The sequence below is a fragment of the Phycicoccus sp. Soil802 genome, assembly GCF_001429605.1.
Lineage (GTDB): Bacteria > Actinomycetota > Actinomycetes > Actinomycetales > Dermatophilaceae > Pedococcus.
On sequence record NZ_LMSS01000007.1, the window covers coordinates 58759 to 84403 of the forward strand.

General features: G+C 71.5%; 28 protein-coding genes. 9 read left to right on the forward strand and 19 right to left on the reverse strand.

Features of this window, described 5'->3' with window-relative positions:
- Positions 1–20 precede the first annotated feature (20 nt).
- Positions 21–839: a hypothetical protein gene (locus tag ASG91_RS17190; RefSeq protein WP_056923889.1), complete on the reverse strand. Its 819-nt coding sequence runs from the start codon at positions 837–839 to the stop codon at positions 21–23.
- 80 nt (positions 840–919) lie between these two features.
- Between ASG91_RS17190 and ASG91_RS17195 the strand changes: the two genes are divergently transcribed.
- On the forward strand, positions 920–2422 hold the full coding sequence (locus ASG91_RS17195; protein ID WP_056923890.1) for an aminopeptidase P family protein: 1503 nt from the start codon (positions 920–922) through the stop codon (positions 2420–2422).
- Here ASG91_RS17195 and ASG91_RS17200 read toward each other — a convergent pair.
- The 3 genes from ASG91_RS17200 to ASG91_RS17210 form a co-directional block, all read right to left on the reverse strand.
- Positions 2419–3162, reverse strand: a complete 744-nt coding sequence (locus ASG91_RS17200) for a PIG-L deacetylase family protein (protein ID WP_056923891.1) — start codon at positions 3160–3162, stop codon at positions 2419–2421. The two genes, ASG91_RS17195 and ASG91_RS17200, sit on opposite strands and share 4 nt — an antisense overlap.
- A gap of 139 nt (positions 3163–3301) precedes the next feature.
- The gene (locus tag ASG91_RS17205) at positions 3302–3895 is read right to left on the reverse strand and encodes a general stress protein (RefSeq protein WP_056923892.1); all 594 of its coding nucleotides are present in this window, start codon (positions 3893–3895) and stop codon (positions 3302–3304) included.
- 135 nt (positions 3896–4030) lie between these two features.
- Positions 4031–5242 (reverse strand): acyl-CoA dehydrogenase family protein, encoded by a 1212-nt coding sequence (locus ASG91_RS17210; RefSeq protein ID WP_056923893.1) that lies wholly within the window; start codon positions 5240–5242, stop codon positions 4031–4033.
- 400 nt (positions 5243–5642) lie between these two features.
- Here ASG91_RS17210 and ASG91_RS17215 point away from each other — a divergent pair, with 400 nt between their 5' ends.
- Together ASG91_RS17215 and ASG91_RS17220 are read left to right on the forward strand one after the other, a co-directional pair.
- The gene (locus ASG91_RS17215; protein WP_056923894.1) at positions 5643–6479 is read left to right on the forward strand and encodes a serine protein kinase RIO; all 837 of its coding nucleotides are present in this window, start codon (positions 5643–5645) and stop codon (positions 6477–6479) included.
- Between the two features lie 105 nt (positions 6480–6584).
- Positions 6585–7376, forward strand: coding sequence for an alpha/beta fold hydrolase (locus ASG91_RS17220; protein WP_056923895.1), 792 nt, complete (start codon positions 6585–6587; stop codon positions 7374–7376).
- Here ASG91_RS17220 and ASG91_RS17225 read toward each other — a convergent pair.
- From ASG91_RS17225 to ASG91_RS17235, 3 genes are all read right to left on the reverse strand, one after another.
- The gene (locus ASG91_RS17225; RefSeq protein ID WP_056923896.1) at positions 7370–8260 is read right to left on the reverse strand and encodes a L,D-transpeptidase family protein; all 891 of its coding nucleotides are present in this window, start codon (positions 8258–8260) and stop codon (positions 7370–7372) included. The genes ASG91_RS17220 and ASG91_RS17225 overlap by 7 nt on opposite strands.
- Before the next feature lie 369 nt (positions 8261–8629).
- Positions 8630–9529, reverse strand: coding sequence for a CoA ester lyase (locus ASG91_RS17230; protein WP_371262060.1), 900 nt, complete (start codon positions 9527–9529; stop codon positions 8630–8632).
- Entirely contained in the window at positions 9510–10601 is a 1092-nt protein-coding gene (locus ASG91_RS17235) for a CoA ester lyase (protein ID WP_056923897.1), read from the reverse strand. Before ASG91_RS17235 ends, ASG91_RS17230 begins: the two co-directional genes overlap by 20 nt.
- A gap of 51 nt (positions 10602–10652) precedes the next feature.
- On the opposite strand from ASG91_RS17235, the gene ASG91_RS17240 reads away from it, so the two are divergent.
- Genes ASG91_RS17240 through ASG91_RS17255 form a run of 4 tightly spaced genes read left to right on the forward strand, consistent with a single transcriptional unit; the run spans position 10653 to position 14325 of the window.
- Positions 10653–11255, forward strand: a complete 603-nt coding sequence (locus ASG91_RS17240) for a hypothetical protein (protein ID WP_056923898.1) — start codon at positions 10653–10655, stop codon at positions 11253–11255.
- A gap of 21 nt (positions 11256–11276) precedes the next feature.
- Positions 11277–12551: a magnesium transporter MgtE N-terminal domain-containing protein gene (locus ASG91_RS17245; protein ID WP_056923899.1), complete on the forward strand. Its 1275-nt coding sequence runs from the start codon at positions 11277–11279 to the stop codon at positions 12549–12551.
- Positions 12544–13113 (forward strand): DUF1003 domain-containing protein, encoded by a 570-nt coding sequence (locus ASG91_RS17250; RefSeq protein WP_056923900.1) that lies wholly within the window; start codon positions 12544–12546, stop codon positions 13111–13113. The genes ASG91_RS17245 and ASG91_RS17250 overlap by 8 nt, the downstream gene beginning before the upstream one ends.
- Before the next feature lie 9 nt (positions 13114–13122).
- The gene (locus ASG91_RS17255) at positions 13123–14325 is read left to right on the forward strand and encodes an Mrp/NBP35 family ATP-binding protein (RefSeq protein ID WP_082594284.1); all 1203 of its coding nucleotides are present in this window, start codon (positions 13123–13125) and stop codon (positions 14323–14325) included.
- A gap of 72 nt (positions 14326–14397) precedes the next feature.
- Here ASG91_RS17255 and ASG91_RS17260 read toward each other — a convergent pair whose 3' ends face one another.
- From ASG91_RS17260 to sigE, 4 genes are read right to left on the reverse strand one after another with little or no spacing between them, the layout of a single operon-like run.
- Positions 14398–14748, reverse strand: a complete 351-nt coding sequence (locus tag ASG91_RS17260) for a twin-arginine translocase TatA/TatE family subunit (protein ID WP_056923901.1) — start codon at positions 14746–14748, stop codon at positions 14398–14400.
- Positions 14749–14761: 13 nt separating this feature from the next.
- Positions 14762–16465, reverse strand: coding sequence for a S1C family serine protease (locus tag ASG91_RS17265; protein WP_056923902.1), 1704 nt, complete (start codon positions 16463–16465; stop codon positions 14762–14764).
- Positions 16462–17091 carry a hypothetical protein gene (locus tag ASG91_RS17270; RefSeq protein WP_056923903.1) on the reverse strand — a complete coding sequence of 210 codons (630 nt, stop codon included), beginning with the start codon at positions 17089–17091 and terminating at the stop codon, positions 16462–16464. Before ASG91_RS17270 ends, ASG91_RS17265 begins: the two co-directional genes overlap by 4 nt.
- Positions 17088–17735 (reverse strand): RNA polymerase sigma factor SigE, encoded by a 648-nt coding sequence (gene sigE, locus ASG91_RS17275; protein ID WP_200961368.1) that lies wholly within the window; start codon positions 17733–17735, stop codon positions 17088–17090. Before sigE ends, ASG91_RS17270 begins: the two co-directional genes overlap by 4 nt.
- Positions 17736–17901: 166 nt before the next feature.
- On the opposite strand from sigE, the gene ASG91_RS17280 reads away from it, so the two are divergent.
- Positions 17902–18534: an O-methyltransferase gene (locus ASG91_RS17280; RefSeq protein WP_056923904.1), complete on the forward strand. Its 633-nt coding sequence runs from the start codon at positions 17902–17904 to the stop codon at positions 18532–18534.
- Positions 18535–18621: 87 nt separating this feature from the next.
- On the opposite strand, the gene ASG91_RS17285 is transcribed toward ASG91_RS17280, so the two are convergent.
- The 3 genes from ASG91_RS17285 to ASG91_RS20370 form a co-directional block, all read right to left on the reverse strand.
- The gene (locus ASG91_RS17285; protein WP_056923905.1) at positions 18622–18978 is read right to left on the reverse strand and encodes a hypothetical protein; all 357 of its coding nucleotides are present in this window, start codon (positions 18976–18978) and stop codon (positions 18622–18624) included.
- On the reverse strand, positions 18975–20498 hold the full coding sequence (locus ASG91_RS17290; protein ID WP_082594285.1) for a M17 family metallopeptidase: 1524 nt from the start codon (positions 20496–20498) through the stop codon (positions 18975–18977). Before ASG91_RS17290 ends, ASG91_RS17285 begins: the two co-directional genes overlap by 4 nt.
- 104 nt (positions 20499–20602) lie before the next feature.
- On the reverse strand, positions 20603–20776 hold the full coding sequence (locus ASG91_RS20370) for a DUF3117 domain-containing protein (RefSeq protein WP_082592686.1): 174 nt from the start codon (positions 20774–20776) through the stop codon (positions 20603–20605).
- 154 nt (positions 20777–20930) lie between these two features.
- Here ASG91_RS20370 and ASG91_RS17295 point away from each other — a divergent pair, with 154 nt between their 5' ends.
- Positions 20931–21752: an enoyl-CoA hydratase/isomerase family protein gene (locus tag ASG91_RS17295; RefSeq protein WP_056923906.1), complete on the forward strand. Its 822-nt coding sequence runs from the start codon at positions 20931–20933 to the stop codon at positions 21750–21752.
- An 81-nt stretch (positions 21753–21833) separates the two neighbouring features.
- Here ASG91_RS17295 and ASG91_RS17300 read toward each other — a convergent pair whose 3' ends face one another.
- From ASG91_RS17300 to ASG91_RS17320, 5 genes are read right to left on the reverse strand one after another with little or no spacing between them, the layout of a single operon-like run.
- Positions 21834–23108 (reverse strand): hypothetical protein, encoded by a 1275-nt coding sequence (locus ASG91_RS17300; protein WP_056923907.1) that lies wholly within the window; start codon positions 23106–23108, stop codon positions 21834–21836.
- Positions 23105–24295: a hypothetical protein gene (locus tag ASG91_RS17305; RefSeq protein ID WP_157606412.1), complete on the reverse strand. Its 1191-nt coding sequence runs from the start codon at positions 24293–24295 to the stop codon at positions 23105–23107. The genes ASG91_RS17300 and ASG91_RS17305 overlap by 4 nt, the downstream gene beginning before the upstream one ends.
- A complete protein-coding gene (locus ASG91_RS17310; protein ID WP_056923909.1) occupies positions 24295–24876 on the reverse strand; it encodes a DNA-3-methyladenine glycosylase I in 582 nt (193 codons plus the stop codon). Before ASG91_RS17310 ends, ASG91_RS17305 begins: the two co-directional genes overlap by 1 nt.
- On the reverse strand, positions 24873–25352 hold the full coding sequence (locus ASG91_RS17315) for an SRPBCC family protein (protein ID WP_056923910.1): 480 nt from the start codon (positions 25350–25352) through the stop codon (positions 24873–24875). Before ASG91_RS17315 ends, ASG91_RS17310 begins: the two co-directional genes overlap by 4 nt.
- 4 nt (positions 25353–25356) lie before the next feature.
- The gene (locus ASG91_RS17320; RefSeq protein WP_056923911.1) at positions 25357–25626 is read right to left on the reverse strand and encodes a DivIVA domain-containing protein; all 270 of its coding nucleotides are present in this window, start codon (positions 25624–25626) and stop codon (positions 25357–25359) included.
- Positions 25627–25645 lie beyond the last annotated feature (19 nt).

Consider the following 25645-nt stretch of genomic DNA (forward strand, 5'->3'; position numbering starts at 1 on the left):
CCCGTCCAGCGCGGGCGACGTCAGGCCGAGCAGGGTGGCGCCTTGGCGAGGGCAGCCGCGGCGGCGCGGTAGGCGGTCAGCGCGGGCTTGGCGTCCTCGACCATGCCGGCCCACCGGTCGAGGTACTCGGCTTCGCCCATGTGCTGCTTGTGGGCCATCATCGCCAGGTGGGCCGCCCACTGCCGGTGCACCACCGCGCCGGTGCGCGCCACCCGCGCCAGCGACGCCGACCGGGTCGTACACCGCTTCGCGGGCACCTCGACGGAGGAGCCGGACGTGGCGGCAGCGAGGCGGTCGCAGCCACCGCGGGCGCGCTGCACTGCCTTGACGGCTCGGGTGTACGCCGCCAGATCGGCCGGACCGCGCGCCTTCGAGGCCGCCCACTGCGCCTCGGTCTGCGCCACGGTGAACTCGCCGGAGTCGAACTTGCGCTGGGCATCGGTGTGCAGGGCCCAGTCCCGAGCAGATGCGGCCACCGCCCTGGCCAGCCCCTGCTGGGCACGCACCGTCGTGGTGCAGGACGCGAGCGCGGTCACGGCCGTGGCGTCGGTGGTCGCCGAGCCCGGCGCACTGGAGCTGGTCGAGCTCGTGGCGCTGGCGCCCGCTGCGCCGCTCGAGGAGGTGCTGCTCGACGGCGTACTGCCGGACGAGGTGCCGGACGAGGTGCTGGAGGACGTGCTGCTCGGGGACGTGGTCGTGGCGCCGGCTCGGCTCGGCGGTGGGGTGGCATCGTCAGCATTCATCACGGCATACACGCCTCCGACTGCCAGCGCCGCGACCAGCAGGACACCCGCGCCGATGACCACCGGGTGCCTGGCCTTGCCCCTGTGCCGTGCCATGGACCGATGCTGGCAAAGGACGTCTCGGACGACCCCCACCATTGGGGTGAGGCCGGGTGGTGCCATGGCACGATGGGCGGGTGAGCGAAGAGCAGAAGAAGTCGGAGAACCGCGCCCGCCCGACCACGGACGAGTTCCGTGCGTTTGTCGCCGAGGACTGGGCTCCACGGCCGCCCGGTCCGAGCGAGCTGAGCGAGGCAGCCCGGTATGCCGCGGCGCGTCGGGAGGCGGTCAGCGCCGCCTTCCAGGGCGACCGGCTGGTGATCCCCGCGGGTGGGCTCAAGGTGCGCAGCAACGACACCGACTACGTGTTCCGACCGCACACCGCGTTCGTCCACCTCACCGGGCTCGGCGGCGACCGCGAGCCGGATGCCGTGCTCGTCCTCGAGCCCCGCGACGACGGCACGCACGAGTCGATCCTCTACTTCCGTCCGCTGGCCGGGCGGGACACTGACGAGTTCTTCGCCGACGCCCGCTACGGCGAGTTCTGGGTGGGCGCCCGCCCGACCATCGAGGACGTGGAGATCGAGCTCGGCGTCACCGGACGCCACATCGACGAGTTCTCCGACGCGGTGGTCAAGGACGCCGGCGAGGTGACCGTGCGCCTGGTCCGGGACGCCGACCGTGACCTCACCCGCGAGCTGGACACCGCCCGCACCTCGGAGGCGGTCTCCGCCACCGCCGAGCAGGACGACCTCACCGAGGCCGACGACGAGCTCGCCCACTTCCTCTCGACCCTGCGGCTCACCAAGGACGAGTGGGAGGTCGAGGAGATGCGCAAGGCCGTCGAGGCCACCCACCACGGGTTCGACGCCGTGATCGCCGACCTGCCGGAGGCCGTCGCCAAGGGCCGCGGCGAGCGCTGGGTGGAGGGCGTCTTCGGCCTCACCGCCCGCCACGAGGGCAACGGTGTCGGCTACGACTCGATCGCCGCCGCCGGCGACCACGCCACGACGCTGCACTGGATCAAGAACACCGGTGAGCTGCGCGACGGCGACCTCATCCTGCTCGACGCCGGGGTCGAGGTGGACTCGCTGTTCACGGCCGACATCACCCGCACGCTCCCCGCCAACGGCACGTTCACCGATGCCCAGCGTGAGGTCTACGACGCCGTCTACGCGGCGCAGGAAGCGGGCCTGGCGGCGGTCAAGCCGGGCAACAAGTTCTCCGACGTGCACGCCGCCGCGATCAAGGTCATCGCCGAGCACCTGCTCGCGTGGGGCCTACTGCCCGAAGGCGTTTCGGTCGAGGACACCCTCGACAAGGAGCACGGCCAGTACCACCGCCGCTGGATGGTGCACGGCACGAGCCACCACCTCGGCCTCGACGTGCACGACTGCGCCCTCGCCACCCGCGAGGAGTACATGGACGCCGAGCTGCTGCCGGGCATGGTCCTGACGGTCGAGCCGGGTCTCTACTTCAAGGCCGACGACCTCAAGGCACCCGAGCGCTTCCGTGGCATCGGCGTGCGCATCGAGGACGACGTGCTGGTGACCGCCGACGGCCACGAGAACCTCTCCGCCGGCATGCCCCGCGCGTCGGCCGACGTCGAGGCCTGGATCCGCGAGGTCCAGAGCCGCTAACGGCGCTCGACGACGTCGAGGGTGAGGGCCTTGTCGACGCCGGCTGCCTGACCGCCCCACCCGAGGATCATGCCGATCAGCTCGGCCGGCTTGGGGAAGGTGTCGGGCAGCGCGTCGTTGTAGGCCCGGTGCGCCTCCAGCGACGCCACCGCCTGCTCGAAGTGGTCGCCCACATCGACGAAGTGCGTCGCGGTGGGCGACCCGCCGAAGCAGAGCCGCTTGACGTTCCAGGGCTCGAACCCCTCGTCGACCAGCTCGGGGAAGATCCAGCGGTTGCCGGCGTCGGCGACCGCGTCGACGGTGGCGAGCCCGACGGCGCGGTGGTCGGCCTGGTTGAGCATCCCCTGGACGAACCGGTCGCCGTAGTGGCCCGTGATCACGACGTCGGGCCTGCGTCGCCTGATCTCGCGGGAGATGTCGCGGCGCAGGTCCAGGCCGTACTCGACGTTGCCGTCGCGATGGCTGCCGAAGTCCACCTCGGTCACCCCCACGATGGCCGCCCCGTCGCGCTCCTCCTGCTCGCGGACGCCGGCCGCCTCGTCGGGGTGCATGGTGTCGATGCCTGCCTCCCCCCTGGTCAGCAGGAAGTACGTCACGGTCTTGCCGGCCGCGGTCCACTTGGCCACGGCCGCGGCGGTGCCGTACTCGATGTCGTCCGGGTGCGCCACGACGCACAGGACGGAGGTGAAGTCGTCGCCGAAGTCGGCGAGGGCGGGCTTGTCCCCTGCGGTCTCAGTCATGGGAGGGAGCGTATGCCGCGTGCCCGCGACCGCGCCTCCCCTCACTGACGGTTCTTCGGACGGACCGGGTCGCGACTCTGAAGGATCCGCCGGGTCCTGGCCCGCAGGATCCTTCAGAGTCGCGAGGTCGGCGCCGAGCTCAGACGGTGGGAGGCGGCGGGGGGCTCGCCTGCTCGGCGGCGGCGCGCTGACGCTCGGCCTCGCGGGCGGCGTCGACCTGGGCCTGGGCTGCCGCCATCGGGTCCATCTTGGTCAGGAGCTCACGGGCCTGGGCCGCGAACTTGTGCTCCACCAGGACCTCGTACTGGGTGGCGACGACCTGCATCACCGAGGTGAAGTCACGGTTGCCCCCGGTCAGGGCGTAGCCGATCAGCGCCCAGACCAGGCCGAAGATCGCCCCGAACGCCACCGTCAGCAGCACCCCGACGAACCCGGCGCCGTTGCTGCCCGTGTCGAGCAGCGAGAAGATCAGGCCCACGAAGAGGCCGAGCCACGCACCGGAGACGAGGCCGCCGACCGCGACCCGCTGCCGGGTCAGCCGACCCGTGACGCGCTCGAGCTGCTTGAGGTCGGTGCCGACGATCAGGACGTTCTGCACCGGGAACTGATGGTCGGAGAGGTAGTCGACGGCCTTCTGGGCCTTGTCGTAGGTGTCGTACCGTCCGAGCGACATCGGGTACTCCAGCGACAGGACCGCGCGGGACCTGGCCATGGCATTGGGCTGGGTGCTCATGGCACCAGTGTGTCAAAGCCCGCTGGGAGACCGCTGGACGGCACCCGATCGGGACCTGTGGTGCGCCGCGCGGCCGGCCACGCGGCATACGTCGCCCTCACTTCTTGAGAGCGCCATCACTTCTCGAGAGCGCCATCACTTCTTGAGAGCGAAGTCCTCGAGGAGGCGGCGGCCGATGATCATCTTCTGGATCTCCGCCGTGCCCTCGCCGATCAGCAGCATCGGGGCCTCGCGGTAGAGGCGCTCGATCTCGTACTCCTTGGAGTAGCCGTAGCCGCCGTGGATGCGGAACGACTGCTCGACCACGTCGGCACAGTTCTCGGCGGCGAGGTACTTGGCCATGCCGGCCTCGAGGTCGTTGCGCGCACCCGCGTCCTTGAGCCGCGCGGCCTTGACCATCATCTGGTGGCTGGCCTCGACCTTGGTCGCCATGTCGGCGAGGCGGAACAGGATGCCCTGGTGCTCGGCGATCTTCTTGCCGAACGTCTCGCGCTGCTGGGAGTAGGCGATCCCGAGCTCGAAGGCCCGCATCGACACCCCGCAGGCGCGGGCGGCCACGTTGACGCGACCCACCTCGACGCCGTCCATCATCTGGTAGAAGCCCTTGCCCGGCTCGCCGCCGAGGATCTGGGCGCTGGTGGTCTGGTGACCCTCGAGCACCATCTCCGTGGTGTCGACGCCCTTGTAGCCCATCTTCTCGATCTTGCCGGGGATGGTGACGCCCTGGGCGGTCTCGCCGAAGCCGGCGGTCTTGTCGATGAGGAAGGTCGTCATGTTCTTGTAGACCGAGTCGGCGCCGAGGTCCGTCTTCACCAGCACCGCAACGAGATTCGCGCTGCCGCCGTTGGTGAGCCACATCTTCTGTCCGGTGATCGACCACTGGTCGACACCGTCGACCGTGTCGCCCTTCACCGCCTTGGTGCGGATCGCCGACACGTCGGAACCCAGCCCCGGCTCACTCATCGAGAACGCGCCCCGGATCTCGCCGGTCGCCATCTTCGGCAGGTAGCGCTGCTTCTGCTCCTCGGTTCCGTGCTGCAGCAGCATGTAGGCGACGATGAAGTGGGTGTTGACGATGCCGCTCACCGACATCCAGCCGCGCGCGATCTCCTCGACCACCAGCGCGTAGGTGAGCAGCGACTCCCCGAGACCGCCGTACTCCTCGGGGATCATCAGCCCGAAGATCCCCATCTCCTTCATGCCCTGGACGATCTCGGTCGGGTACTCGTCCTTGTGCTCGAGCTCCTGGGCCACAGGGATGATCTGCTCGTTGACGAACTCGCGCACGAGCTTGACCAGCTCCGTCTGCTCCTCGGTCAGGCCGTCGGTCTGCTGGAGTCGGGACATGCGGTTCGCCACCTTGCAGCTGTAGGGATGCGATCTCGGGGATCAGGACCTCCCGCGAGTATGCCGAGTGGCCCAGTCCCAGCACAGGTTCCGACCGTGTGAGCCTCCCCACCCAGACCTCACCTTTATCGGGTCTAGGGACTTGTGTCGGCTTCACCCCGGAACGGTTCCGGGGTGAAGCCACCCTTTGTCCCTAGACCCGATAAAGCTGGGACTCGATAAATCAGTGGCGTGACCGACCGCGGGTCTGTCACGCTCTCCGGGTATGCCGCGTGGCAAGGCTCCGCGCGCACGACTCCCTCTCGGAGGGACGACTACATCAACCGAAGGAGGCACGAGATGTCCACGACTGTCCTGGGCGTGTCCACTGCCCTTTCCCTGCGTTCGATGGAGTCCACCCATGCAGTTCCAGGAGCACCTCTCCTTCTCGTTTGACAGCCTTCCCGACGCACCCCCCGAGGGTGAGCGTTGGTCCAGCTGGGACGGTGCGACGCACGGTCCGAAGCCCAGACCCGACTGGGTCATCACCGCCCTCGGTGCGGTCGAGTCCGACCTCGGCGTCCTCAAGACAGGCAAAGAGGCCGACGTGCACATCGTCCGGCGCTGGCTGCCGGACGGGACGACCACGCCTGCCGTCGACTCGTTCCTCGCCGCCAAGCGCTACCGCACCGGCGAGCACCGGCTGTTCCACCGGGACGCCGGCTACCACGAGGGCCGACGGGTCCGGCGCAGCCGCGAGATGCGCGCCATGGCCCGGCGCACCGAGTTCGGCAAGGAGCTGCTCTCGGGGCAGTGGGCCGTGGCCGAGTTCGAGGCGCTGGCCACGCTCTGGGAGATGGGCCTGCCCGTCCCCTACCCCGTGCAGCTCAGCGACCGCGAGATGCTGATGGAGTTCATCGGCGACCCCGGCGAGGCGGCTCCGCGTCTCGCGCAGACGCGCCCGTCGGCCGACCTGCTGCCCGAGCTGTTCGAGCAGCTGCGCACCTCGATGGTCACGTTGGCCAGGCGCGGCTCGACGCACGGCGACCTGTCCCCCTACAACGTGCTCCTGCACGACGAGCGGCTGGTCATCATCGACTGGCCGCAGATCGTCGACATCATCGGCAACCCGCGTGGCTTCGAGTTCCTCGAGCGCGACGTCGCCAACATGTGCCGGTGGTTCGTCAGCAAGGGGCTCGAGGTCGACGAGGGCGAGCTGCTCGGCGACCTCGTCGCCGAGGCGACCTCGCGCTGGTAGCCCGACACCCGCGGGGTGCCGGCCCGCGCCGGTGGCCGGCCACGTGTTGTTGGCCGGCCACGCGGCATACCGGAGTCCGGACCTGACCCGTCCTAGGGTGAGGCCATGGCCACGATCACCCGTCGCACCCTCCTCGCCGGGGCGGCGGGTGCGGGCGGGCTCGCCCTGGCCGGCTGTCGTGGCCCCGACGCCTCGGACGTGGCCGTGCGGTCCGGGTCGCTGCGCAGCAGCCACTGGCCCGGGCGGGACATCCACTGGCAGCTCGCACAGCAGACCAACGACGTCACCACGCCCGCCCCCGTGGTGGTCGTCCTGCACGGCAAGGGCGGCGACGCCTCGCACGCCTTCCGGATCATGAGGTTGCAGGAGCACGTGCGCTCGGCGGGCGTCACCCTGGCCTCGGTCGACGGCGGCGACTACTACTGGCACGCTCGCCGGGCCGGGGTCGACACCGGCGCCATGGTCGTCGAGGACTTCCTGCCGCTCGTCCGACGGGAGACCGGCTACCACGGCAAGGTTGCCTTCCTCGGCTGGTCGATGGGCGGCTACGGCTCGCTGCTGCTGGCCAGCGAGCTCGGTCCCGACCGGGTCTTCGCGGTGGTCGCCGAGAGCGCCGCGCTGTGGACCGACCCCGGGCTCAGCGCGGCGGGGGCCTTCGACGACCGTGAGGACTTCGAGGCCCACGACGTGTTCGAGCGCACCGACGTGCTCGCGAAGATCCCGCTGCGGATGGACTGTGGGCGCTCCGACCCGTTCGTCCCCGGCAACAAGGCCTTCGGCAAGGCCCTGCCCTCGGCTGAGCTCACCTTCGACAAGGGTGGGCACACGGCGGAGTACTGGACCAGCCACGGCGGCCCGCAGCTGGAGTGGGTGCGCGAGCAGTACGACCGTCAGTAGACGGTGACGCGCCCGCCGATCGGCATGATGTCGTTGGCCCAGATCATGTCCATGGCGGGGTTGCTGACCCGGGCGCAGCCGTGCGAGGCCGGGTAGCCGGGGACGTTGCCGGCACCGTGCACCGCGATGCCACCGTTGAAGTAGCGCGGGCGCCACAGGTCACCCAGCGGCCCCTTGTCGAGGTGGTTGACCGACCGGAAGGTGCTGAAGGTCCCTGCCGGGGTGAGCGCCGTGCGAGTGGAGCCCTGGCTGGTGTACCGCTCACCGCTGCCCGTGCTGGTGTTGAGGATCATCGTGACCCGGCCACCGCGCACGACGAGCAGGAGCTGGCGGGCCTTGTCGATCTCGATGCCGCTGCCCCCGATCCGCGACTGGGGGCGCACGCCGTTCTGCAGGGCACGTCGGGTGGCCGGCCCGAAGACGCCGTCCCGGCCGAGTCCGGCCGCCTTCTGCAGGGCCATCACCGCCTGCGAGGTCAGGCCGCCGTAGACCCCGTCGGCCGAGCCGTTCCAGTAGCCGAGGGCGGAAAGCCGCTGCTGCACCTGCTTGACGTAGGGGCCCGTGTCGCCCGAGTGGAGGGTGTCGCCCTCGGTCGGGACCGGCCTGGTGGTCGGCTTGGGTGGGGTGGGCTTGGTCGTCGGCTTCGGCGTGGCCGTCGCCGTGGTGGGCGGCGTGGTCGGGCCGGACGTGACCGTGCCGGGGTCCGTCGGCTCCGGCGTGGGATCGGTCGTGGCGGGATCGGTGGCCGACGTCGTGCCTTGGGCCGAGGGGGTCGCCGAGGTGTTCTTGCCGAAGGTGATGCCTCCGCACCCGCTCAGCGCGAGCGCGCCGACCAGCAGCGACGCAGCCAGCGCCACGCGTGATCCAGTCCGCCTGCGGTCCATCGAGTCCCCTTCCCTGGCCGGCGGACGCGGTCCGCAGGCGACGCCTTGTCAGTCATGGTGACGCACTCGACCGCATTTCGGTTGTCCACCGCGCCGAATCGTGACCATCGCGAGCTGCGAGGCTCCGGGGCGGCGCTCCCTCCCGCTCCGCCCCGGAGCCAGCCACCATGCCCCCCGGCATGGCGCGGTCGTCCTCGTCGAGGACGACCGCAAACACCCAGACGCGGCGGCGGGCCGAAAGGTTGCCCCCGTTGTCCTGTTGATTTCTCAACCGGACGCACTTCCGGCCACTGGTGTGGCGCGAAGGGCCCGGGAGCGGGCCGACCCGCACCACTGGTGGCCAGGAGTGCGGGGCCACGTAGCGCCGGGTCAGCCCTCGGCGAGCGCCGTGATGGCGTCGTGGATCGCCAGCACCCGCTGGGCGGTCTCGACGTGCAGGCTCTCGACCAGCCGTCCGTTGAGCGTCACGACACCAGCCCCGGCACCGGCCTCCCAGGCCGCGAGCACGGCCCGCGCGTCCTGCACGGCGGCCTCGCTCGGCGCGAACGCCGCGTTGCACGGCTCGACCTGTCCGGGGTGGATCAGGGTCTTGCCGTCGAAGCCCAGCTGACGCCCCTGGGTGCACTCGGCCTCGAATCCCTCGGCGTCCTTCACGTCGTTGTAGACGCCGTCGAGGATCACCGTCCCCGTCGCCCGGGCCGCCAGGAGGCACAGCGACAACCCGGTGAGCAGCGGCGCCCGACCGGCCACGTGCTCGGCGTGCAGCTCCTTGGCGAGGTCGTTGGTGCCCATCACGAGCACGGTGAGCCGGTCGGAGGCGCCGGCGATCTCCTCGCAGTGCAGCATCGCCTGCGGGGTCTCGACCATGGCCCAGAGCGCGGTGTGGTCAGGGGCGCCGGCCGCCTCCATGGCCGCGACCAGCGCGCGGACCTCGTCGCCCGACCCGACCTTCGGCACCACGACTGCATCCGGCCCGGCCGCGCACGCGGCCTGCAGGTCGGCCTCGTGCCACTGGGTCCCGATCCCGTTGACCCGGATCGCCAGCTCGCGCCGACCGTACTCACCGGACCGCGCCGCGGCGCAGGCGTTGTCACGGGCTGTGTCCTTCGCGTCGGGCGCCACCGCGTCCTCGAGGTCGAGGATCAGGGCGTCGACGGCCAGCGTCTTGGCCTTCTCCAGCGCCCGCTCGTTGGACGCCGGCATGTAGAGCACCGAACGCCGCGGCCGGTATGCCGTGGTGTCCACCACGTCACGCACCGTCGCCTTCACGGGTGGCCGGCTTCGCGGCATACAGCTGCGCGAGCTCGGGGTCGGTGGCGGCGAGCCGCTCGGCGAGCTCGAGCATCACCTGGCACTGCTTGAGGGACGCGTCGTCCTCCATCTTGCCGTCGAGCATCACGGCGCCCGTGCCGTCGCCCATCGCCTCGACGACCCGACGCGCGTGGGCGACGTCCTCGGCGGACGGGCTGAACACCCGCTTGGCGATCTCGATCTGCACCGGGTGCAGCGACCAGGTGCCGACGCAGCCGAGCAGGAAGGCGTTGCGGAACTGGTCCTCGCACGCGACCACGTCCTTGATGTCACCGAACGGCCCGTAGTACGGGAAGATCCCGTGCATCGCGCAGGCGTCGACCATCCGCGCGATCGTGTAGTGCCACAGATCCTGTTGGTAGGTCTGGCGGTTCGCGTTGACGGCGTCCTCGACGCCGGCCGGGGGGTCCTGCCGGACGAGGTAGCCGGGGTGTCCCCCGCCGACGCGCGTGGTCTTCATCCGTCGGTCGGCCGCGAGGTCGGCCGGGCCGAGCGAGAGACCCTGCATGCGGGGGCTGGCCCCGGCGATGGCCTCGACATTGGCGACGCCGCGGGCGGTCTCCAGGATCGCGTGCACGAGGATCGGGCGCTGGAGGCCGGCGCGCGCCTCGAGCTGGGCCAGCAGCCGGTCGACGTAGTGGATGTCCTCGGGCCCCTGCACCTTCGGGACCATGATGACGTCGAGCTTGTCGCCGACCTCGGTCACGAGGGTGGTGAGGTCGTCGAGCGCCCAGGGGCTGTCGAGGGAGTTGACCCGGGTCCACAGCTGGGTGGAGTCGCCGAAGTCGGTGCCGCGGGCGATCTCGACGAGCCCGGCCCGCGCGGCCTCCTTGCGGTCCGCCTTGACCGCGTCCTCGAGGTTGCCGAGGAGCACGTCCACCGTGCCGACCATGGCCGGGATCTTGGCGGCCATCTTCGCGTTGCTCGGGTCGAAGAAGTGGATCACGCGCGAGGGGCGCGAGGGCACCTGCGTGAGCGGGGTGGGAGCACCCACCGCCAGTGGGGCGAAGAAGTCCTTGGGGCTGCGCACGCGGCGACGCTAGCAGCGACAGTCTCACTGCGGTTATGACACAGTTCACGTGTGACCGAGCCCGCGCCCGAGCCTGCCGGAGGCGGCGCCGCGCCTGCGCCGCCCGAGCTCACCGCGAGCACGCCGCTCAACGTCACGCCGCTCAACGTCACCGCGCTGTTCGCCGAGGCGGCAACCAAGTCGGGTCTCATGTGGGTCCAGCCCCCCGGCGACCGCGCGTGGCCGTTCTGGCACGCGTGGGCGGACGAGACCGTGTATGCCGTGTCCGGACCGGGCGAGCAGGCGTTGCCCTGGCTGCCCGAGGAGGTGCTCCTCATCCTCCGGAGCAAGGACACCGGTGGTCGGCTGCTCACCGTGCAGGCCACCGTCCAGGAGATCGGCCCCTCCGACGAGGGCTGGGTCACGGCGACGGAGGCGCTGCGGGCCGGGCGGCTGAACGCGTCCGTGGACGCCGTCGAAAGGTGGGCCCGCGAGTGCACCGTGCGCGCGCTGCGGCCGTTCGGCACCCCCGTGGAGGGTCCGGGGTCCTATCCCACGACTTCCGGCGCCGCACCGCCGCCGCCCAGCGAGGCCACGACCGCGACCTGGCGCCCGTGGCACTGGCGCGGACGACCACGACGACGGCGCGGGAACCGCCTCCCGGACGACGGCTGACCAGCCGGATAACCTTGCGGCGTGAGCACTCCGTCGCGCGTCTTCGTTGGCCGCCTGACCAGCCTGAGCGTGTTCGACCCGCTCGGTGACCAGGTCGGTCGGGTCCGCGACGTCGTCGTCACGTTCGGGGCCTCCCGCCGCCGCCCCCGCATCATCGGCCTCGTCGTCGAGGTGCCCGGTCGTCGGCGGGTCTTCGTGCCCATGACGCGCGTGACGTCCGTCGACGGAGGGCAGGTCATCACCACCGGCCTGGTCAACATGCGCCGGTTCGAGCAGCGCACCAACGAGGTGCTCGTGATGGCCGAGATCCTCGAGCGACCGGTCACGGTCCACGACCCCGAGGGCGACTACGAGGCGACCGTGGAGGACGTCGCCATCGAGCGCGAGCGCAGCCGCGACTGGGCGATGTCGAAGGTGTTCGTGCGACAGGGCACGGCGCGCGGCACGCTCGGGCCCTTCCGACGCCGCCGCGGCGCCACCGTGCTGGTGCCCGTCGAGGACGTGACCGGCATCCACCAGTCCACCGCGGGGCAGTCGGCGGCGATGCTGCTCGAGACCTACGACGACCTGAAGTCCGCCGACCTCGCCGGCGTCATCCACGACCTGTCACCCAAGCGCCGGGCCGAGGTCGCCGAGGCGATGGACGACGACAAGCTCGCCGACGTGCTCGAGGAGCTCCCGGAGGACGACCAGGTCGAGATCCTCGAGACGCTGCCCGTGGAGCGGGCCGCCGACGTGCTCGAGGCGATGGAGCCCGACGACGCCACCGACCTGCTGCACAACCTCACCGCCGAGAAGCAGGAGGAGCTCCTCCAGCTCATGGAGCCGGACGAGGCGGCCGACCTGCGCCGGTTGCTGACCTACGACGAGGAGTCGGCCGGCGGCATGATGACCACCGAGCCGGTCATCCTCGGTCCGGAAGCCTCGATCGCCGAGGCGCTGGCCGTCGTGCGCCGGGCAGAGATCTCGCCGGCCCTGGCGTCCACCGTCTACGTCTGCCGGGCCCCCCACGAGACCCCCACGGGCAAGTTCCTCGGCATCGTCCACATCCAGCGGCTGCTGCGCGAGCCTCCGCACGGGGCGATCGGCGGCATCCTCGACAAGGAGATCGAGCCGCTGACCGCGGATGCCCCGCTGGGTCAGGTGACCCGGATCCTCGCCACCTACAACCTGGTCGGTGTCCCCGTGGTCGACGCCGACGGCCGGCTGATCGGTGCGGTCACCGTCGACGACGTCCTCGACCACATCCTCCCGGACGACTGGCGTGAGGACCGGCACGAGGTGACCCGTGGCTGAGCGCGACCGCCGGGTGGCATCCAGCCGGCTCGACCAGCCCCGCGAGACCCGCAGGGCGCTGCTGCCGCGCCCCACCATGAGCCAGGAGACCTTCGGGCGGTGGAGCGAGCAGTTCGCCCGCTTCATGGGCACCGCGGCGTTCCTCATCGCCATGACGGTGTTCGTCGTCTTCTGGGTGCTCTGGAACCTCGTGTCGCCCAAGGAGTGGCGGTTCGACAACTACCCGTTCATCTTCCTCACGCTCATGCTGAGCCTCCAGGCCTCGTATGCCGCGCCGCTGATCCTGCTCGCCCAGAACCGCCAGGCCGACCGCGACCGGGTCGCCCTCGAGCAGGACCGCGCCCGCGACGAGCGCAACCTCGCCGACACCGAGTACCTCACCCGCGAGGTCGCGTCACTGCGTCACGCGATGGGTGACGCCGCCACCCGTGACTTCGTCCGCTCCGAGCTGCGTGGACTGCTCGACGAGCTCGAGGAACGCGGCCTGGAGGTGCGCCGACGTGAGGCAGATGACAGCCGCCCGGGCGCGACCGGTTCTTCGAGGGACCACGGCGCGACCTAACATGGGGGCATGTGCCCCAGCCCCAGCGACACCTCGAGCGACGCCCAGAGCGACGCCGTCAGCGACAGCGGGTCTGCGGCCGCCCCGGTGACCGACGACGCCCTCCACCAGGCCCTGGCGACCGTCATCGACCCTGAGATCCGCAAGCCCGTCACCGAGCTCGGCATGGTCGAGAGCGTCACGGTCGATGCCGTCGGCCGGGTCGCCGTGACCATCCTCCTCACCGTCTCGGGCTGCCCGATGAAGGACACGCTGACCAAGGACACCACCGCGGCCCTGGCCAAGGTGCCCGGGGTCACCGGCGTCGACGTCACACTGGGCGTGATGAGCGACGAGCAGCGCGTGGCGCTGCGCCAGCAGCTGCGGGGTGGCACCGCCGAGCGCGAGATCCCCTTCGCGAAGCCCGGCTCGCTCACGCGGGTGTATGCCGTGGCCTCCGGCAAGGGCGGCGTCGGCAAGTCCTCGGTCACGGTCAACCTCGCCGCCTCTCTCGCCCAGAGCGGGCTGCGGGTGGGGGTGGTGGACGCGGACGTCTACGGCTTCTCGGTGCCGCGGATGCTCGGCGTCGAGCACCGGCCGACGCAGGTCGACGACATGATCCTGCCGCCGATCGCCCACGAGGTGAAGGTCATCTCGATTGGGATGTTCGTGCCCGGCAACCAGCCCGTGGTGTGGCGCGGACCGATGCTGCACCGCGCGCTCCAGCAGTTCCTCGGCGACGTCTTCTGGGGCGACCTCGACGTCCTCCTGCTCGACCTCCCCCCGGGCACTGGAGACATCGCCATCTCCGTGGCCCAGCTGATCCCGACCGCCGAGATCCTGGTCGTGACCACTCCGCAGCAGGCTGCCGCCGAGGTCGCCGAGCGCGCGGGATCCATTGCGCTGCAGACCCACCAGCGCATCGTCGGGGTGATCGAGAACATGTCCTGGCTCGAGCTGCCGGACGGTTCGCGCCAGGAGATCTTCGGGTCGGGTGGCGGTCAGGCCGTGGCCGACTCCCTCACCCGCGCGGTCGGCGCCGACGTGCCACTGCTCGGCCAGATCCCCCTCGACGTCAACCTCCGCGAAGGCGCCGACCAGGGCACCCCGGTCGTGCTGCGCAACCCGGAGTCGCCGGCCGCGGTGTCGCTGCGCGCGATCTCGCGTGGTCTGGCGACCCGGTCCCGCGGGCTGGCCGGTCGCTCGCTGGGCCTGTCCCCCGTCGGCCGCTAGCCGCCTTCCCGCGGTTCGAGGTGAACGCGCCCGGGACTCCCGGCGTGTTTACCTCGAACCGGTGGGGGTTCGTCAGGTCGCGTCGTCGTCGTAGGGCGTCGGCTTGGTCGCGTCGAAGCCGCCGGTGCTGGTGGCGTAGGTGGGCGGAGTCCGGTCGGCGTCGGCCGGGTTGGGGTCGAGCAGGGCCTCCCGGACGATGCGGCGCGGGTCGTACTGGCGCGGGTCGTACTGGCGCCAGTCGATGTCGTCGAACTCCGGCCCCATCTGCTCCCGCAGCTGGCCCTTGGCGCCCTCGGCCATCGCCCGCGCCTGGCGCACCAGGCGACCGAGCTTCGCGGCATACTCCGGCAGTCGTTCGGGACCGAGGATCACCACCGCCAGCACGATGAGGGCGATGAACTCCCAGCCGTTGATGCTCGCCATGGCGTGCCCTCTCCTACTTGCCCGAGCCGGACAGGGTCAGGGTGACGCTGATCGTCTCACTGCCGCGGCGCACCTTCATCGACACGTCGTCACCCACGCTCTTGGCCCGGATCGCCACGACGAGGTCGTCGGGATCGGTCACGCGGTGGCCGTCGAACTCGACGATGACGTCACCGGGCTTGATCCCCGCCTTGCCGGCCGGGCCCTGGGGGTCCACCGGCGGACCGCTCGTGTCGCTCTCCTTGGCCAGGATCCGCACCCCGTCACCGGTGAACTCACGGTCGAGCACCACCCCGATCACCGGGTGCTGGGCCGAACCGGTCTTGATGAGCTGCTCCGCCGTCTTGATGACCTGGTCGCTCGGGATGGAGAACCCCACGCCGATGTTGCCCGACTGGGTGTCGGTGGCTCCCGGGATGCGCGCGATGGCGGAGTTCACGCCGATCACCTGACCAGCCATGTTGAGCAGCGGTCCCCCGCTGTTGCCCGGGTTGATCGCGGCGTCGGTCTGGATCGCGTTGATGAACGACTGCTGGTTGCCGTCACCACCGGGGCTGACCGGTCGGTTGAGCGCGCTGACGATGCCGCTGGTCACGGTGGACTCGAGCCCGAGGGGTGCACCGACCGCGATCACCTGGTCGCCGACGACGACGTCCTTGGACGAACCCATCACCAGCGGCACGAGGTCGGTGCGGTCGGTCTTGAGCACGGCCAGGTCGTAGGAGCCGTCGCGGCCGGCGATGGTGGCGTCGATCTCGGTGCCGTCGGACAGCTCCACCTTGATCGTGCCGCGGCTCGCGGCGCTCGCGACCACGTGGTTGTTGGTGATGATGTGGCCGTCGCGGTCGAGCACGAAGCCTGATCCGGTGCCACCACCGTCGGCACCGTCGACCTTGATGGTCACGACGCTCGGCAGCGCGTTGGCCGCGATGTTGGCGATCGACCCCGCAGGCCGGGCGGTCGAGCCCGCGCCGGCCGAGGGGATCGACGAGGGCGTGCGGTCGAGCCGGCCGAAGTCGACCCGTCCGGTCGCCCCCAGCCAGCCACCGAACACGCCACCGAGACCCGCTGCCACCAGGGCGGCGACGGCAGCAACGGCCACCAGGGCACCCCAGCCGGGTCCCTTCTGCTGGGGAGCCGTGGCCTCGGGCGGGCGCTGCCCGACCCACGGGGTCGGCTGGCCGACATACCCGGCGTCCGCGGTGGGGCTGCTGATCGGGTCCCAGCCTTCGCTCGTGGCGGGCTGGGCGGAGGCGTATGCCGCGTGGCTGGCCGGCTCGGTCGGGAAACCGGTCGGCGCGGGCGCCGAGGACGCACCGACGGGGACGTCCGCGCTGTGCGCCTGAACGTCGTCGAAGGGCCACCCGGTGGGCTCCGCGGCCCAGACGGGTCCACTGCCGGGGGCGTCGGACGTCGACGGCGCGCCGGTCGTCGCGCCGTCGGCGGCACCGTGGACTGGCTGGCCCTGGAGCTCCCGGGTGTGCGTCAGGTCGACGGGCTGGGTGTGGTCTCCGCCGCCACGTCCGGGCGGGGCCCAGGGGTCCCAGACCGGTTCGCTGACGGGAGCGGGAACCTCAGGGGTCAGCTCGGCGGTGGGCTCGGAGGTCGGGTCGGAGATCGGCTCGGCCGTGGGCTCGGGACGGACCTCGGGCGAGTCGGCGGCGGGGTCGGCGGGCGTCGGCCGGTCGTGGCCTGCCGGGTCTCGCTCGTCGCTCATGGAGACGATTGTGCCGAACGACCACGCACCGTGCCCACAGAGGGTGTGGCAGAGGGGCTGGACGCGGAACCGCCGAGCCCGGGCACCGTGAAGGCAGCTGTCGCGAAGCCGGGGCTGACCGGCTTGGCGCGTTGCACGACAGGGGGTGTGGTGGGGTTGGTCGAGGTCAGGCCACCGCTCACCACGAGGCTCAGCGCCGCGGCGGCCGTGGCCCCGGCGGCGAGCCCGGCGTAGACGGTCGCCCGACCGGCCGACCGGTGCAGCGCGGGGGTGCCGCGGTCGACGACCGGGACCGGCGCCACCGGGATGGGCGGGAGCAGCGGGGCCCGGGTCGCACTCGTGCCGTCGGGGCCGGAGGACGGCATGTGCGTGGCGAGGGCGAGGAGCATCCCGCGCAGGTCACCGGGGATCGGGGAGCCGGCCGAGGAGCGCAGCGCGGAGAGGACCCGGCGTTCCTCGTCCACAGCGGCGCGGCAGCACTGGCAGGCCACGACGTGGCGGTCCCAGCGCAGCAGGGTCGCGTCGTCCATCGCCCGGTCGGCATAGGAGGTCAGCTGGTCGCCGAGGCACCGGCCGCGCGCGCTGAACGAAGCACTCGCGACGCCGGTCCACCCGGGGCGGCTCACCGTGATCCCGGCACCGCCCGGCCGAGCACCGGGATCCGGCGCTTGGTCACGGGCGCACGGTCGGCGTCCACGGCGGGACGGGCGAGCTTGGGGTCACGGTGCGCGAGCGCCTCGCGCAGCTGGGCGCGGCCACGGTGGATCCGCGAGCGCACGGTGCCGAGCTTGACGCCCAGCGTCGCAGCGATCTCCTCGTAGGACAGACCCTCGATGTCGCACAGCACCACGGCAGCCCGGAAGTCCGGCGACAGGGCGTCGAGCGCGCGCTGCACGTCGTCGTCGAAGTGGGTGGCCTCGAACGCGGCCTCGGGACCGGCCTCACGGGTGGGCAGGCGGGCGGCGGACTCGTCGGACAGCGCGTCGAAGCGGATGCGCTGCTTGCGCCGCATCTTGTCGAGGAACACGTTGGTGGTGATGCGGTGCAGCCAGCCCTCGAAGGTGCCCGGCTGGTAGCTGTGCAGCGAGCGGAACACCCGGATGAAGACGTCGTGGGTGAGGTCCTCGGCGTCGTGCGGGTTGCCGGTGAGCCGGTAGGCCAGGCGGTAGACGCGGGCCGAGTGCTGCTCGACGATCTCTTCCCAGGTCGGCGGGACCCACGCAGGTCCCTCCTGGGCGTCCCCCTGGACGTCCTGCCGGGCCGTACCGATCGTGTCGGTCGCGGTCACGTCCCTCACCTCCGTCGAGCGCCGGGCGGCGCACACCTGTCATTCGGTCCAGACGACCGAATGGCTTGCATCGTTCCCCAACAACCTGAGCGTTCCCTGTATGCCGCGGTGCCCGGTTCGCGGCGTTCGCGGCAGTAGGGTTTGGCGCATGAGCGCACAGAAGCCGGCCAGCTGGGCCTACGCCGAGGAGTTCGTCACCGAGAACGAGGTGATCGAGTCGGCGCGGCGCCGGGGCGAGGAGCTGGGGGCCACTCCGGTCGGCAACGGCGCGGGGGTGCTGCTGCGACTCCTCGCGGCTGCGGTCAAGGCCAAGTCGGTCGTCGAGGTGGGCACCGGCGCGGGCACCTCCGGGCTGTGGATGCTCCAGGGCATGCCCGAGGACGGCATCCTCACCACGATCGACGTCGAGGCCGAGCACCAGGGCGTGGCGAGGAAGGCCTACGCCGAGGCAGGGATCGCCCACCAGCGCACTCGCGTCATCACGGGTCGGGCGCTCGACGTGCTCCCCCGCATGACCGACGGCGCCTACGACATGGTCGTGATCGACGGCGACAAGGTGGAGTACCCGGAGTACGTCAGCCACGGCATCCGCCTGCTGCGCTCCGGTGGCGTGCTCGTGCTCGACAACATGCTCTGGCACGACAAGGTGGCCGACCCGGCTGCACGCGACGAGCAGACCTCGGTGCTGCGCGACCTCGGCAAGGCGCTGCGCGACGACGAGCGCCTCATCCCTGCGCTGCTGCCCGTGGGCGACGGCGTGCTGGCGGCCGTCAAGCGCTGATCCCCCACCGCTTGCTCCTGTTGGGAGGGGAACTACCGGATCTCCGGTAGTTCCCCTTCCAACAGGAGCGCAGATTTGCGGGAAGGGTCAGGCGGTGCCGGGGCCGGGGCCGCGACGGAACCGTCCGGGGCCCTCGGCGATCGCGACGACCTCGAAGGGCTCGATCAGGGTCGGCGCCGAGCCGATGATGCCGCTGCCCGCCGACTCGGCGGCCGTGGCGGAGAACTCGCGCTGGAAGTCGTCACGGTAGACCTTCTCGTCGAAGACGTAGGTGCCCTCGAACCACTGCCCCTCGACCATCCGCCAGGTCTTGAAGGCAAGGCCGTCGAGGAACATGAACTTGGCCATCGAGGTGCCGACGACGTAGTCGCGCAGCTCCTGTTCGACGCCTTCGGGGGCGGACTCCAGGGACCAGCGCACGCTCAGTCCGTATCCCGCGTTCATGACATCTCCTCCAGCCAGGTGAGCAGCAGGCGGGCACCGAAGCCCGTCCCGCCCTTGGTGAGGAGTCCGCGGTCGACGTCGGAACGACCCACCCCGGCGATGTCGAGGTGTGCCCAGCGTCGCGCACCCACGAACTCGCGCAGGAACAATGCTGCCGAGATCGAGCCGCCACCGCCTCCCATGCCCGCGATGTGGTTGATGTCGGCCACCTCGCTGTCGAGGTGGGCGCGGTAGTCCTCCACCAGCGGCATCGGCCAGAGCAGCTCGCCGGTCGCCTCCCCCGCCGCCACGAGCGCACGGGTGAGGCCGTCCTCGGTCGCGTAGACCGGGGCCATCGACCGACCGAGCGCCACGCGGGCGGCGCCGGTGAGGGTGGCGATGTCGAGGAGCACCGTGGGGTCGAGGCGCAGGTCCGCGTAGGCGAGGGCGTCGGCCATCACGATCCGCCCTTCCGCGTCGGTGTTGCCGATCTCGACGGTCCGCCCGCCGTACTGGGTGACGACGTCACCGGGCCGGTATGCCGCGCCGCCGACGCCGTTCTCGGCGAGGGCCAGGAGCCCGGTCACCCTCACCGGCACCGCGAGCTCACGGCAGGCGGCCAGCACGGCCAGCACGATGCCGGCGCCACTCATGTCGGTCTTCATGGCGAGCATGCCGTCGGCGGGCTTGATGTCGAGGCCGCCGGTGTCGAAGGTGATGCCCTTGCCGACCAGCACGACCCGCGGCGTCCGGGTAGTGGCACCTTCGGGTGCGTAGTCGAGCTGCACGAGGCGCGGAGGGGTCGCGGAGGCGGCGCCGACCGCCAGCAGGCCCCCGAAGCCCTCGGCCTTCAGCTCACGCTCGGTCCAGACGCGCACGTCGAGCCCATTGCGGCCCGCCAAGGTCCTGGCCTGGGCGGCGACCCAGGCGGGGTTCTTGGTGTTGGAGGGGACGACGGCGAGGTTGCGGGCGAGCATGGTGGCGCGGGCCCGCACGACCGAGTGCCGCACGGACGGCTCGTCGTAGGAACCGACGAGGGCGACCTGCGCGGCAGGGGTGGAGGCCGGCGTGGCGTCGCCGCGGACCCACCGCGGGCTGGAGTAGCCGCCGAGGGCCAGACCCTCGGCGAGCGCCGCCTGGCCGGCCCGGGACGTGCCACCGCCGACCGTCGTCACCAGCGCCGCGTGGCCCTTGCCTGCTCGGCCGAGCGCGGCACCGGCAGCGCGCAGCTCGGCAGCACTGGCTGCGGCCACCCCCACGAGGAGCACCTTGCGGGCTGGACGCTCGCCCGGTGGGAGCGGGATGGTCGTGACCGACCCGGCCTCGGACTTGGGCTCGTAGGTGGCCGACACCTCGGCGGCGTCCAGGCCGACCAGGGCCAGCGCCTTGGCGGTCGCCCCCGTCGGGGGCACTCCCCCGGTGGGCACCGGGAGGGCCAGCAGCAGGTCGACGGGGTCGAGGTCGGCCAGGACGTCGGCCAGCGGCTCTGCCGAGATGGTCCAGTCGCTGGCTGCGGGGTCGAGCAGTTCGGGTGCACGCACGGACTCGACCCTACCCACCTGCCTCTCGCCCGCGGCATACCCTGCACGCGCGAGGACCCCCGCCGGCAGCTGCCGATGGGGGTCCTCGAAACGTGCGGTGGGGACTACTTCAGGCCCTCGCAGTTGGTGATCGCGTCGCCGAGGGCGCGGACCTCGTCAGGAGTCATCTCGACGACGAGTCGGCCGCCACCCTCGAGGGGCATGCGCAGGACGATGCCGCGACCTTCCTTGGTCACCTCGAGCGGGCCGTCGCCGGTCCTCGGCTTCATTGCCGCCATGAGTGTCCTTCCGTTTGGCGTGGTCTGCTGCTGGCCACGCGGATCCACGCCAGTGCCTGTGATCAGTCCCGCGCGCGCCAGATTTGCTCCATTATCCCGTGAACCACCTCACAGGCGAAATCCGGGTCCGACGACGGTCCGGCAGGATGACGGCATGACCGACACGACCACCGACGCGACCACCCAGCCGAGCTCCCTCGTCCTCGTCGAGCGCGACGGCGGGGTGGCCACGGTCCGCCTCAACCGGCCCGAGTCGATGAACTCCCTGGACATCGCCACGAAGGACGCGCTGGTCAGCGCCCTGACGGAGGTCGCCGAGGACCCCAGCGTGCGCTGCGTCGTCCTGACCGGCAGCGGTCGCGCCTTCTGCGTCGGGCAGGACCTGCGTGAGCACATCACCCTCCTCCAGAACGACGACCCCTCGCTCTGGGACACCGTGGCCCGGCACTACAACCCCGTCGTCGAACTGCTGGCGACGATGAACAAGCCGGTCGTCGCGGCGGTCAACGGGGTGGCGGCAGGCGCTGGGGCCGGGTTCGCGCTGGCGGCCGACTTCCGGGTGATGGTCGACACCGCCGGCTTCAACCTGGCCTTCGCCGGGATCGCCCTGTCGTGCGACTCCGGCACGTCGTGGTCGCTGCAGCGGTTCGTCGGCCCCGCGAAGGCCAAGGAGCTGTTGCTGCTCCCGCGCACGGTCCCCGCCGAGGAGTGCCTGTCCCTGGGCCTGGTCACGACCGTCGTCCCCCCGGACGAGTTCGACGCCGCGGTGGGTCAGCTGGCCACCAGGCTGGCCGCGGGGCCGACGCTCGCCTACGGCTCGATCCGCCGCGCCGTCGCGTTCAGCGCCGGTCACGGCCTGAGCGACTCACTGGCCAACGAGGGTGACTACATGACGCTGACCGGCGGGACGGCCGACCACCGCGCGGCCGTCGCCGCGTTCCTCGCCAAGGAGGAGCCGGTCTTCACCGGCGAGTGACCCCTCCGCGACCGCGTCTTTTGGAAGTGGAACTACCGGATATCCGGTAGTTCCACTTCCAACAGACGCACAGTCGTCTGGTCAGGGTGGGGCGGAGGCCCAGGGCGTGTAGGTCAGCAGCGTGCAGGTGAACCAGAAGAGCCCCACGAGGAGCACCAACGCGACCACGCCCACCCGCCGTCGCCAGTGCGCCACGACCTTGGCGCCCGTGGACGTCCGCATCGCCACGGAGGCCACCACGGCCGCCAGCGGGAAGTCGAGCAGCAGGAAGCGCCACATGCTGGTGATCGGGCGCACCACGGCGAGCAGGTACAACGGGTACGCCAGCGCCCAGACCCGCAGCTCCACCGCCAGCCACCGGCCGTGCCGACCGAGGATCAGCGCGATGTAGGTCGCGACCAGCCCCACGAGGATGACCACCCCGACGAGGCCGTGCGCGTCCCACGCCCAGGACAGCCAGAGCACGAACGGGCCGGACTCCGGCTTCTGCCCCCACGCGGCCTGCACGTCGAAGAACGCCCTCGGCAGGCCGCTGGTGATGCCGACCACGACCGGCCACGCGACCGACGAGACGCCGGTCGCGACGAGCATGAGGGCGGCCGTCACCCGCTGGCCACGCAGGGGTGACACCCCTGCCGCGCGGTCGTCGCGCCACCGCAGCACGAGGTGGGCGATCGCTGCGCACGCGATGCCGGGCGCCGCCGCCCGGGTGAACCCGAGCGCGAGCACGAGGACGACGACCCAGGCGTAGCGCCGCTGCATCAGCAGGAGCAGCGACCCGGCGATCAGCACTCCGGCCAACGCCTCGGTGTAGGGCATCACGAGGATGCCCGTGGCCGGGTAGAGGCACCAGAGCGCGCCGGTCACGAGGGCGAGGCGTTCGCGGGCCGGCTGGGGTGAGGCGTGCAGCGCGAAGTTGAAGCAGCGCCAGACCAGCAGCGTGCAGACGGCACCCAGCACGAGGTTGAGGCCCACCCCGGCCACCTCGAACGAGACGCCGGTGAGCATCAGTCCGCGGACCAGCAACGGGAAGGCCGGGTAGAAAGCCCACGCGCTGTAGGTCAGCAGGCCCGTGTCGGGGTCGGCCGGCAGCGGGACGGGGTAGCCCTGGGTCGCGACGCGTCGGTACCAGATGCTGTCCCAGTTGCCGAGGATGTCGCCCACGGTCGGGTCGAGGTGGCCCACCCCGGCAGGGGTCTGGAACCACGTCGCGGCCACCCACATGGCGACCAGCGCGATGACCCGGGTCACGGCATACACGAGGAGCAGGAAGACGACGGGACGCCGCAGTGCCCACTTCCCCACTGCGCTGCGCCCCTGGGAGGTCACGACGGCGCGCAGCCCGGTCACGGTCACGGCGGGTAGTCCGAGGGTGGCACGTAGACGAGCAGCTTCCAGATCCACATGGCCTGCCCGGCGATGCCGATGGCGACGAGGAGGCTGACCTTCGTCCAGAGGTGGCGGGCTCCCCGCTCGACCCACGCCCCGCCGAGGACCACCGCGACCAGCGGGAAGAGCGGGATGGCGTAGCGGAAGATGCTCGTGAACGGGTCGAGGACGACGGCGAGGTAGGCCGGGTAGGCCAGGCACCAGGCGCGCAGCTCGGGGCCCAGCCTGGTCGCCCAGGGGCCACAGGTGAGCACGATGATCGTGGTGGCCAGGGCAGCGAGGGCGACGGGACCGTAGACGTCGCCCTTCGCGAAGTCGCGGAAGGTCCACTGGGACATGCCCAGCCACGGCTTGAACGGAGTGATGACGTTGCCGACCCGCCAGGCCGCCATGGTCTCGGTGTAGGCACTGCGCACCCCGGTCACCTGCCAGGCGATCAACGGCCACGCCACCGCACCGACGGCCGAGGCGACGAGGGCGAACGCCCCGGCGGCGTACTCACCGGGCTCGACCGGGTCGACGGCGCGACGACGCCATCGCAGCAGCAGCACCAGCGCCACGACGACCGCCACGGGCACGGCGATCGGTCGGGTCACCCCGAGCACGAGGGCCAGGGCGCCGGTCACCACCCAGTTGCGTCGCACCAGCGCCCAGAGCAGGCCGCAGAGCACCAGCATGGCGATCGCCTCCGTGTAGGCGATCTGCAGCGAGACGGCTGCGGGGAAGGCTCCCCACACCGCGACGGTCCCGAGCGCCACCCGCGGGCCGACGCGGTCGGCCAGCAGCTGACCCATGATGAGCGCCGCCCCCAGGCCACAGAGCAGCGAGAGGGTGGCGGCCACGACCGGGAAGCCGAGGTGCGTCACGGACATGAGCATCCGCGCCAGGATCGGGAACAGCGGGTAGAACGCCCAGGCGTTCTGGGACACGTGACCGTTGCCGGGGTCGACCGGCAGGACGTGCGGGTAGCCGTGCTCGGCGATGTAGCGGTACCAGCTGCCGTCCCACAGCACGGTCATGTCGATCGGCTCGACGGTCGGCCCGGTCCAGTCGGGCATGACGACCTGGTCGCGGCTGGCCAGGACGAGCAGCACCGCCGACACGGCCCGCAGCGCGAGGTAGACCACCGCCACCCTCACACCGAGGGTGCGCATCATCGGGCTCCGCCCGCCCGGTGGCAGCCGGCCAGGTGGTCGTCCACGAGCCCGCAGGCCTGCATCGCGGCATACATCGTCGTGGGGCCGACGAAGACGAAGCCGGCCCTCTTCAGCGCCTTGGCCAGCGCAACGGACTCCGGCGAGGTCGCCCGGAAGTCGGCCGTCGTCTGCGGTGGGGTGTGGTGCTCGGGCGCGTGCGACCAGACCAGCTCGTCGAGCCCGCCTGCCTCGCGCAACGCGAGCACCGCTGCGGCGTTCTTGATCGCGGCGTCGACCTTGAGCCGGTTGCGGACGATGCCGGTGTCGGCCATCAGCCGGGCCCGGTCGTCGTCGTCGAACCGCGCCACCACCTCGGGGTCGAACCCGGCGAAGGCTGCGCGGAACCCCTCGCGCTTGCGCAGGATCGTGATCCACGCCAGGCCCGACTGGAACGCCTCGAGGGTGAGCCGCTCGTAGAGGGCTCGCTCACCGTGGACCGGCACCCCCCACTCGGTGTCGTGGTAGTCGAGGTAGTCGGGCGTCGACCCCGCCCAGGCACAACGCGCGATGCCGTCCGCGCCGACGACGAGTCCGCTCACCGCCGTTCCTCCGAGCCCGCCGACTGCGCTCGCTGCTCGGCGCGCGCCAGCATGGCGTCGATCGCCCGACCGTAGAGACGTTCACTCGCGCGGGTCAGCAACGGCGCGAACAGCCGCTTGAACGGCAGCGGCCGCACCACGACGTCCTCATGCCACTGCAGACGGGTGCCGGCCCCCTCCGGTTCGACCAGGACCTCGGCCCAGCCGCCGAGCAGCCGTCCCGTCTTGACGACGCGGAACGAGCCGCGCCCGTCGTCACCCGGAGGCGCCCACGCCGACACCAGCATCGAGTCGGAGAACCTCACGCGCCCCACCCCGCTGACCCCCGTGAAACCCCAGCCCAGCCGGGGTCCGCCCGGGTCGACCCGCATGCGGGTCAACGGCATCCAGTCACCGTATGCGGCGAAGTCGGTCACGACGTCCCACACCATCGCGGGTGGCGCGGCGCACAGGCGGGTGAGGTGGAAGTCGGCCATGGGGTCAGCGGTGCTGGTCCCCGGCCTCGAGCTCCGCGATCCTGGTCTGGAGCTGGTCTAGCACGGCGTCGACCTGGTCCATGCGGTAGCCACGCAGGGCGGTGTCGAAGCGCACCGCTGCGATCTCCCCGGCGCCGAACTCCTCGGACAGCACCGGGTCGGCCTGGGTCGTGGTGGCTTCGGACAGGGGGTCGTAGCCGACCCGCCCCACGATGAGCGCGGCGAACCCCCCGACGAGGAGCACGCCGACGGCGATGAAGAGGACCCAGATCACCGGCCGATCGTCGCACGAG

Coding starts and splice junctions, on each gene's coding strand:
- ASG91_RS17190 (WP_056923889.1), bottom strand. CDS start 839: ATGGCACGGCACAGGGGCAAGGCCAGGCACCCGGTGGTCATCGGCGCG.
- ASG91_RS17200 (WP_056923891.1), bottom strand. CDS start 3,162: ATGACTGAGACCGCAGGGGACAAGCCCGCCCTCGCCGACTTCGGCGAC.
- ASG91_RS17205 (WP_056923892.1), bottom strand. CDS start 3,895: ATGAGCACCCAGCCCAATGCCATGGCCAGGTCCCGCGCGGTCCTGTCG.
- ASG91_RS17210 (WP_056923893.1), bottom strand. CDS start 5,242: ATGTCCCGACTCCAGCAGACCGACGGCCTGACCGAGGAGCAGACGGAG.
- ASG91_RS17215 (WP_056923894.1), top strand. CDS start 5,643: ATGCAGTTCCAGGAGCACCTCTCCTTCTCGTTTGACAGCCTTCCCGAC.
- ASG91_RS17220 (WP_056923895.1), top strand. CDS start 6,585: ATGGCCACGATCACCCGTCGCACCCTCCTCGCCGGGGCGGCGGGTGCG.
- ASG91_RS17225 (WP_056923896.1), bottom strand. CDS start 8,260: ATGGACCGCAGGCGGACTGGATCACGCGTGGCGCTGGCTGCGTCGCTG.
- ASG91_RS17255 (WP_082594284.1), top strand. CDS start 13,123: ATGTGCCCCAGCCCCAGCGACACCTCGAGCGACGCCCAGAGCGACGCC.
- ASG91_RS17260 (WP_056923901.1), bottom strand. CDS start 14,748: ATGGCGAGCATCAACGGCTGGGAGTTCATCGCCCTCATCGTGCTGGCG.
- ASG91_RS17265 (WP_056923902.1), bottom strand. CDS start 16,465: ATGAGCGACGAGCGAGACCCGGCAGGCCACGACCGGCCGACGCCCGCC.
- ASG91_RS17280 (WP_056923904.1), top strand. CDS start 17,902: ATGAGCGCACAGAAGCCGGCCAGCTGGGCCTACGCCGAGGAGTTCGTC.
- ASG91_RS17285 (WP_056923905.1), bottom strand. CDS start 18,978: ATGAACGCGGGATACGGACTGAGCGTGCGCTGGTCCCTGGAGTCCGCC.
- ASG91_RS20370 (WP_082592686.1), bottom strand. CDS start 20,776: ATGGCGGCAATGAAGCCGAGGACCGGCGACGGCCCGCTCGAGGTGACC.
- ASG91_RS17295 (WP_056923906.1), top strand. CDS start 20,931: ATGACCGACACGACCACCGACGCGACCACCCAGCCGAGCTCCCTCGTC.
- ASG91_RS17305 (WP_157606412.1), bottom strand. CDS start 24,295: ATGCGCACCCTCGGTGTGAGGGTGGCGGTGGTCTACCTCGCGCTGCGG.
- ASG91_RS17315 (WP_056923910.1), bottom strand. CDS start 25,352: ATGGCCGACTTCCACCTCACCCGCCTGTGCGCCGCGCCACCCGCGATG.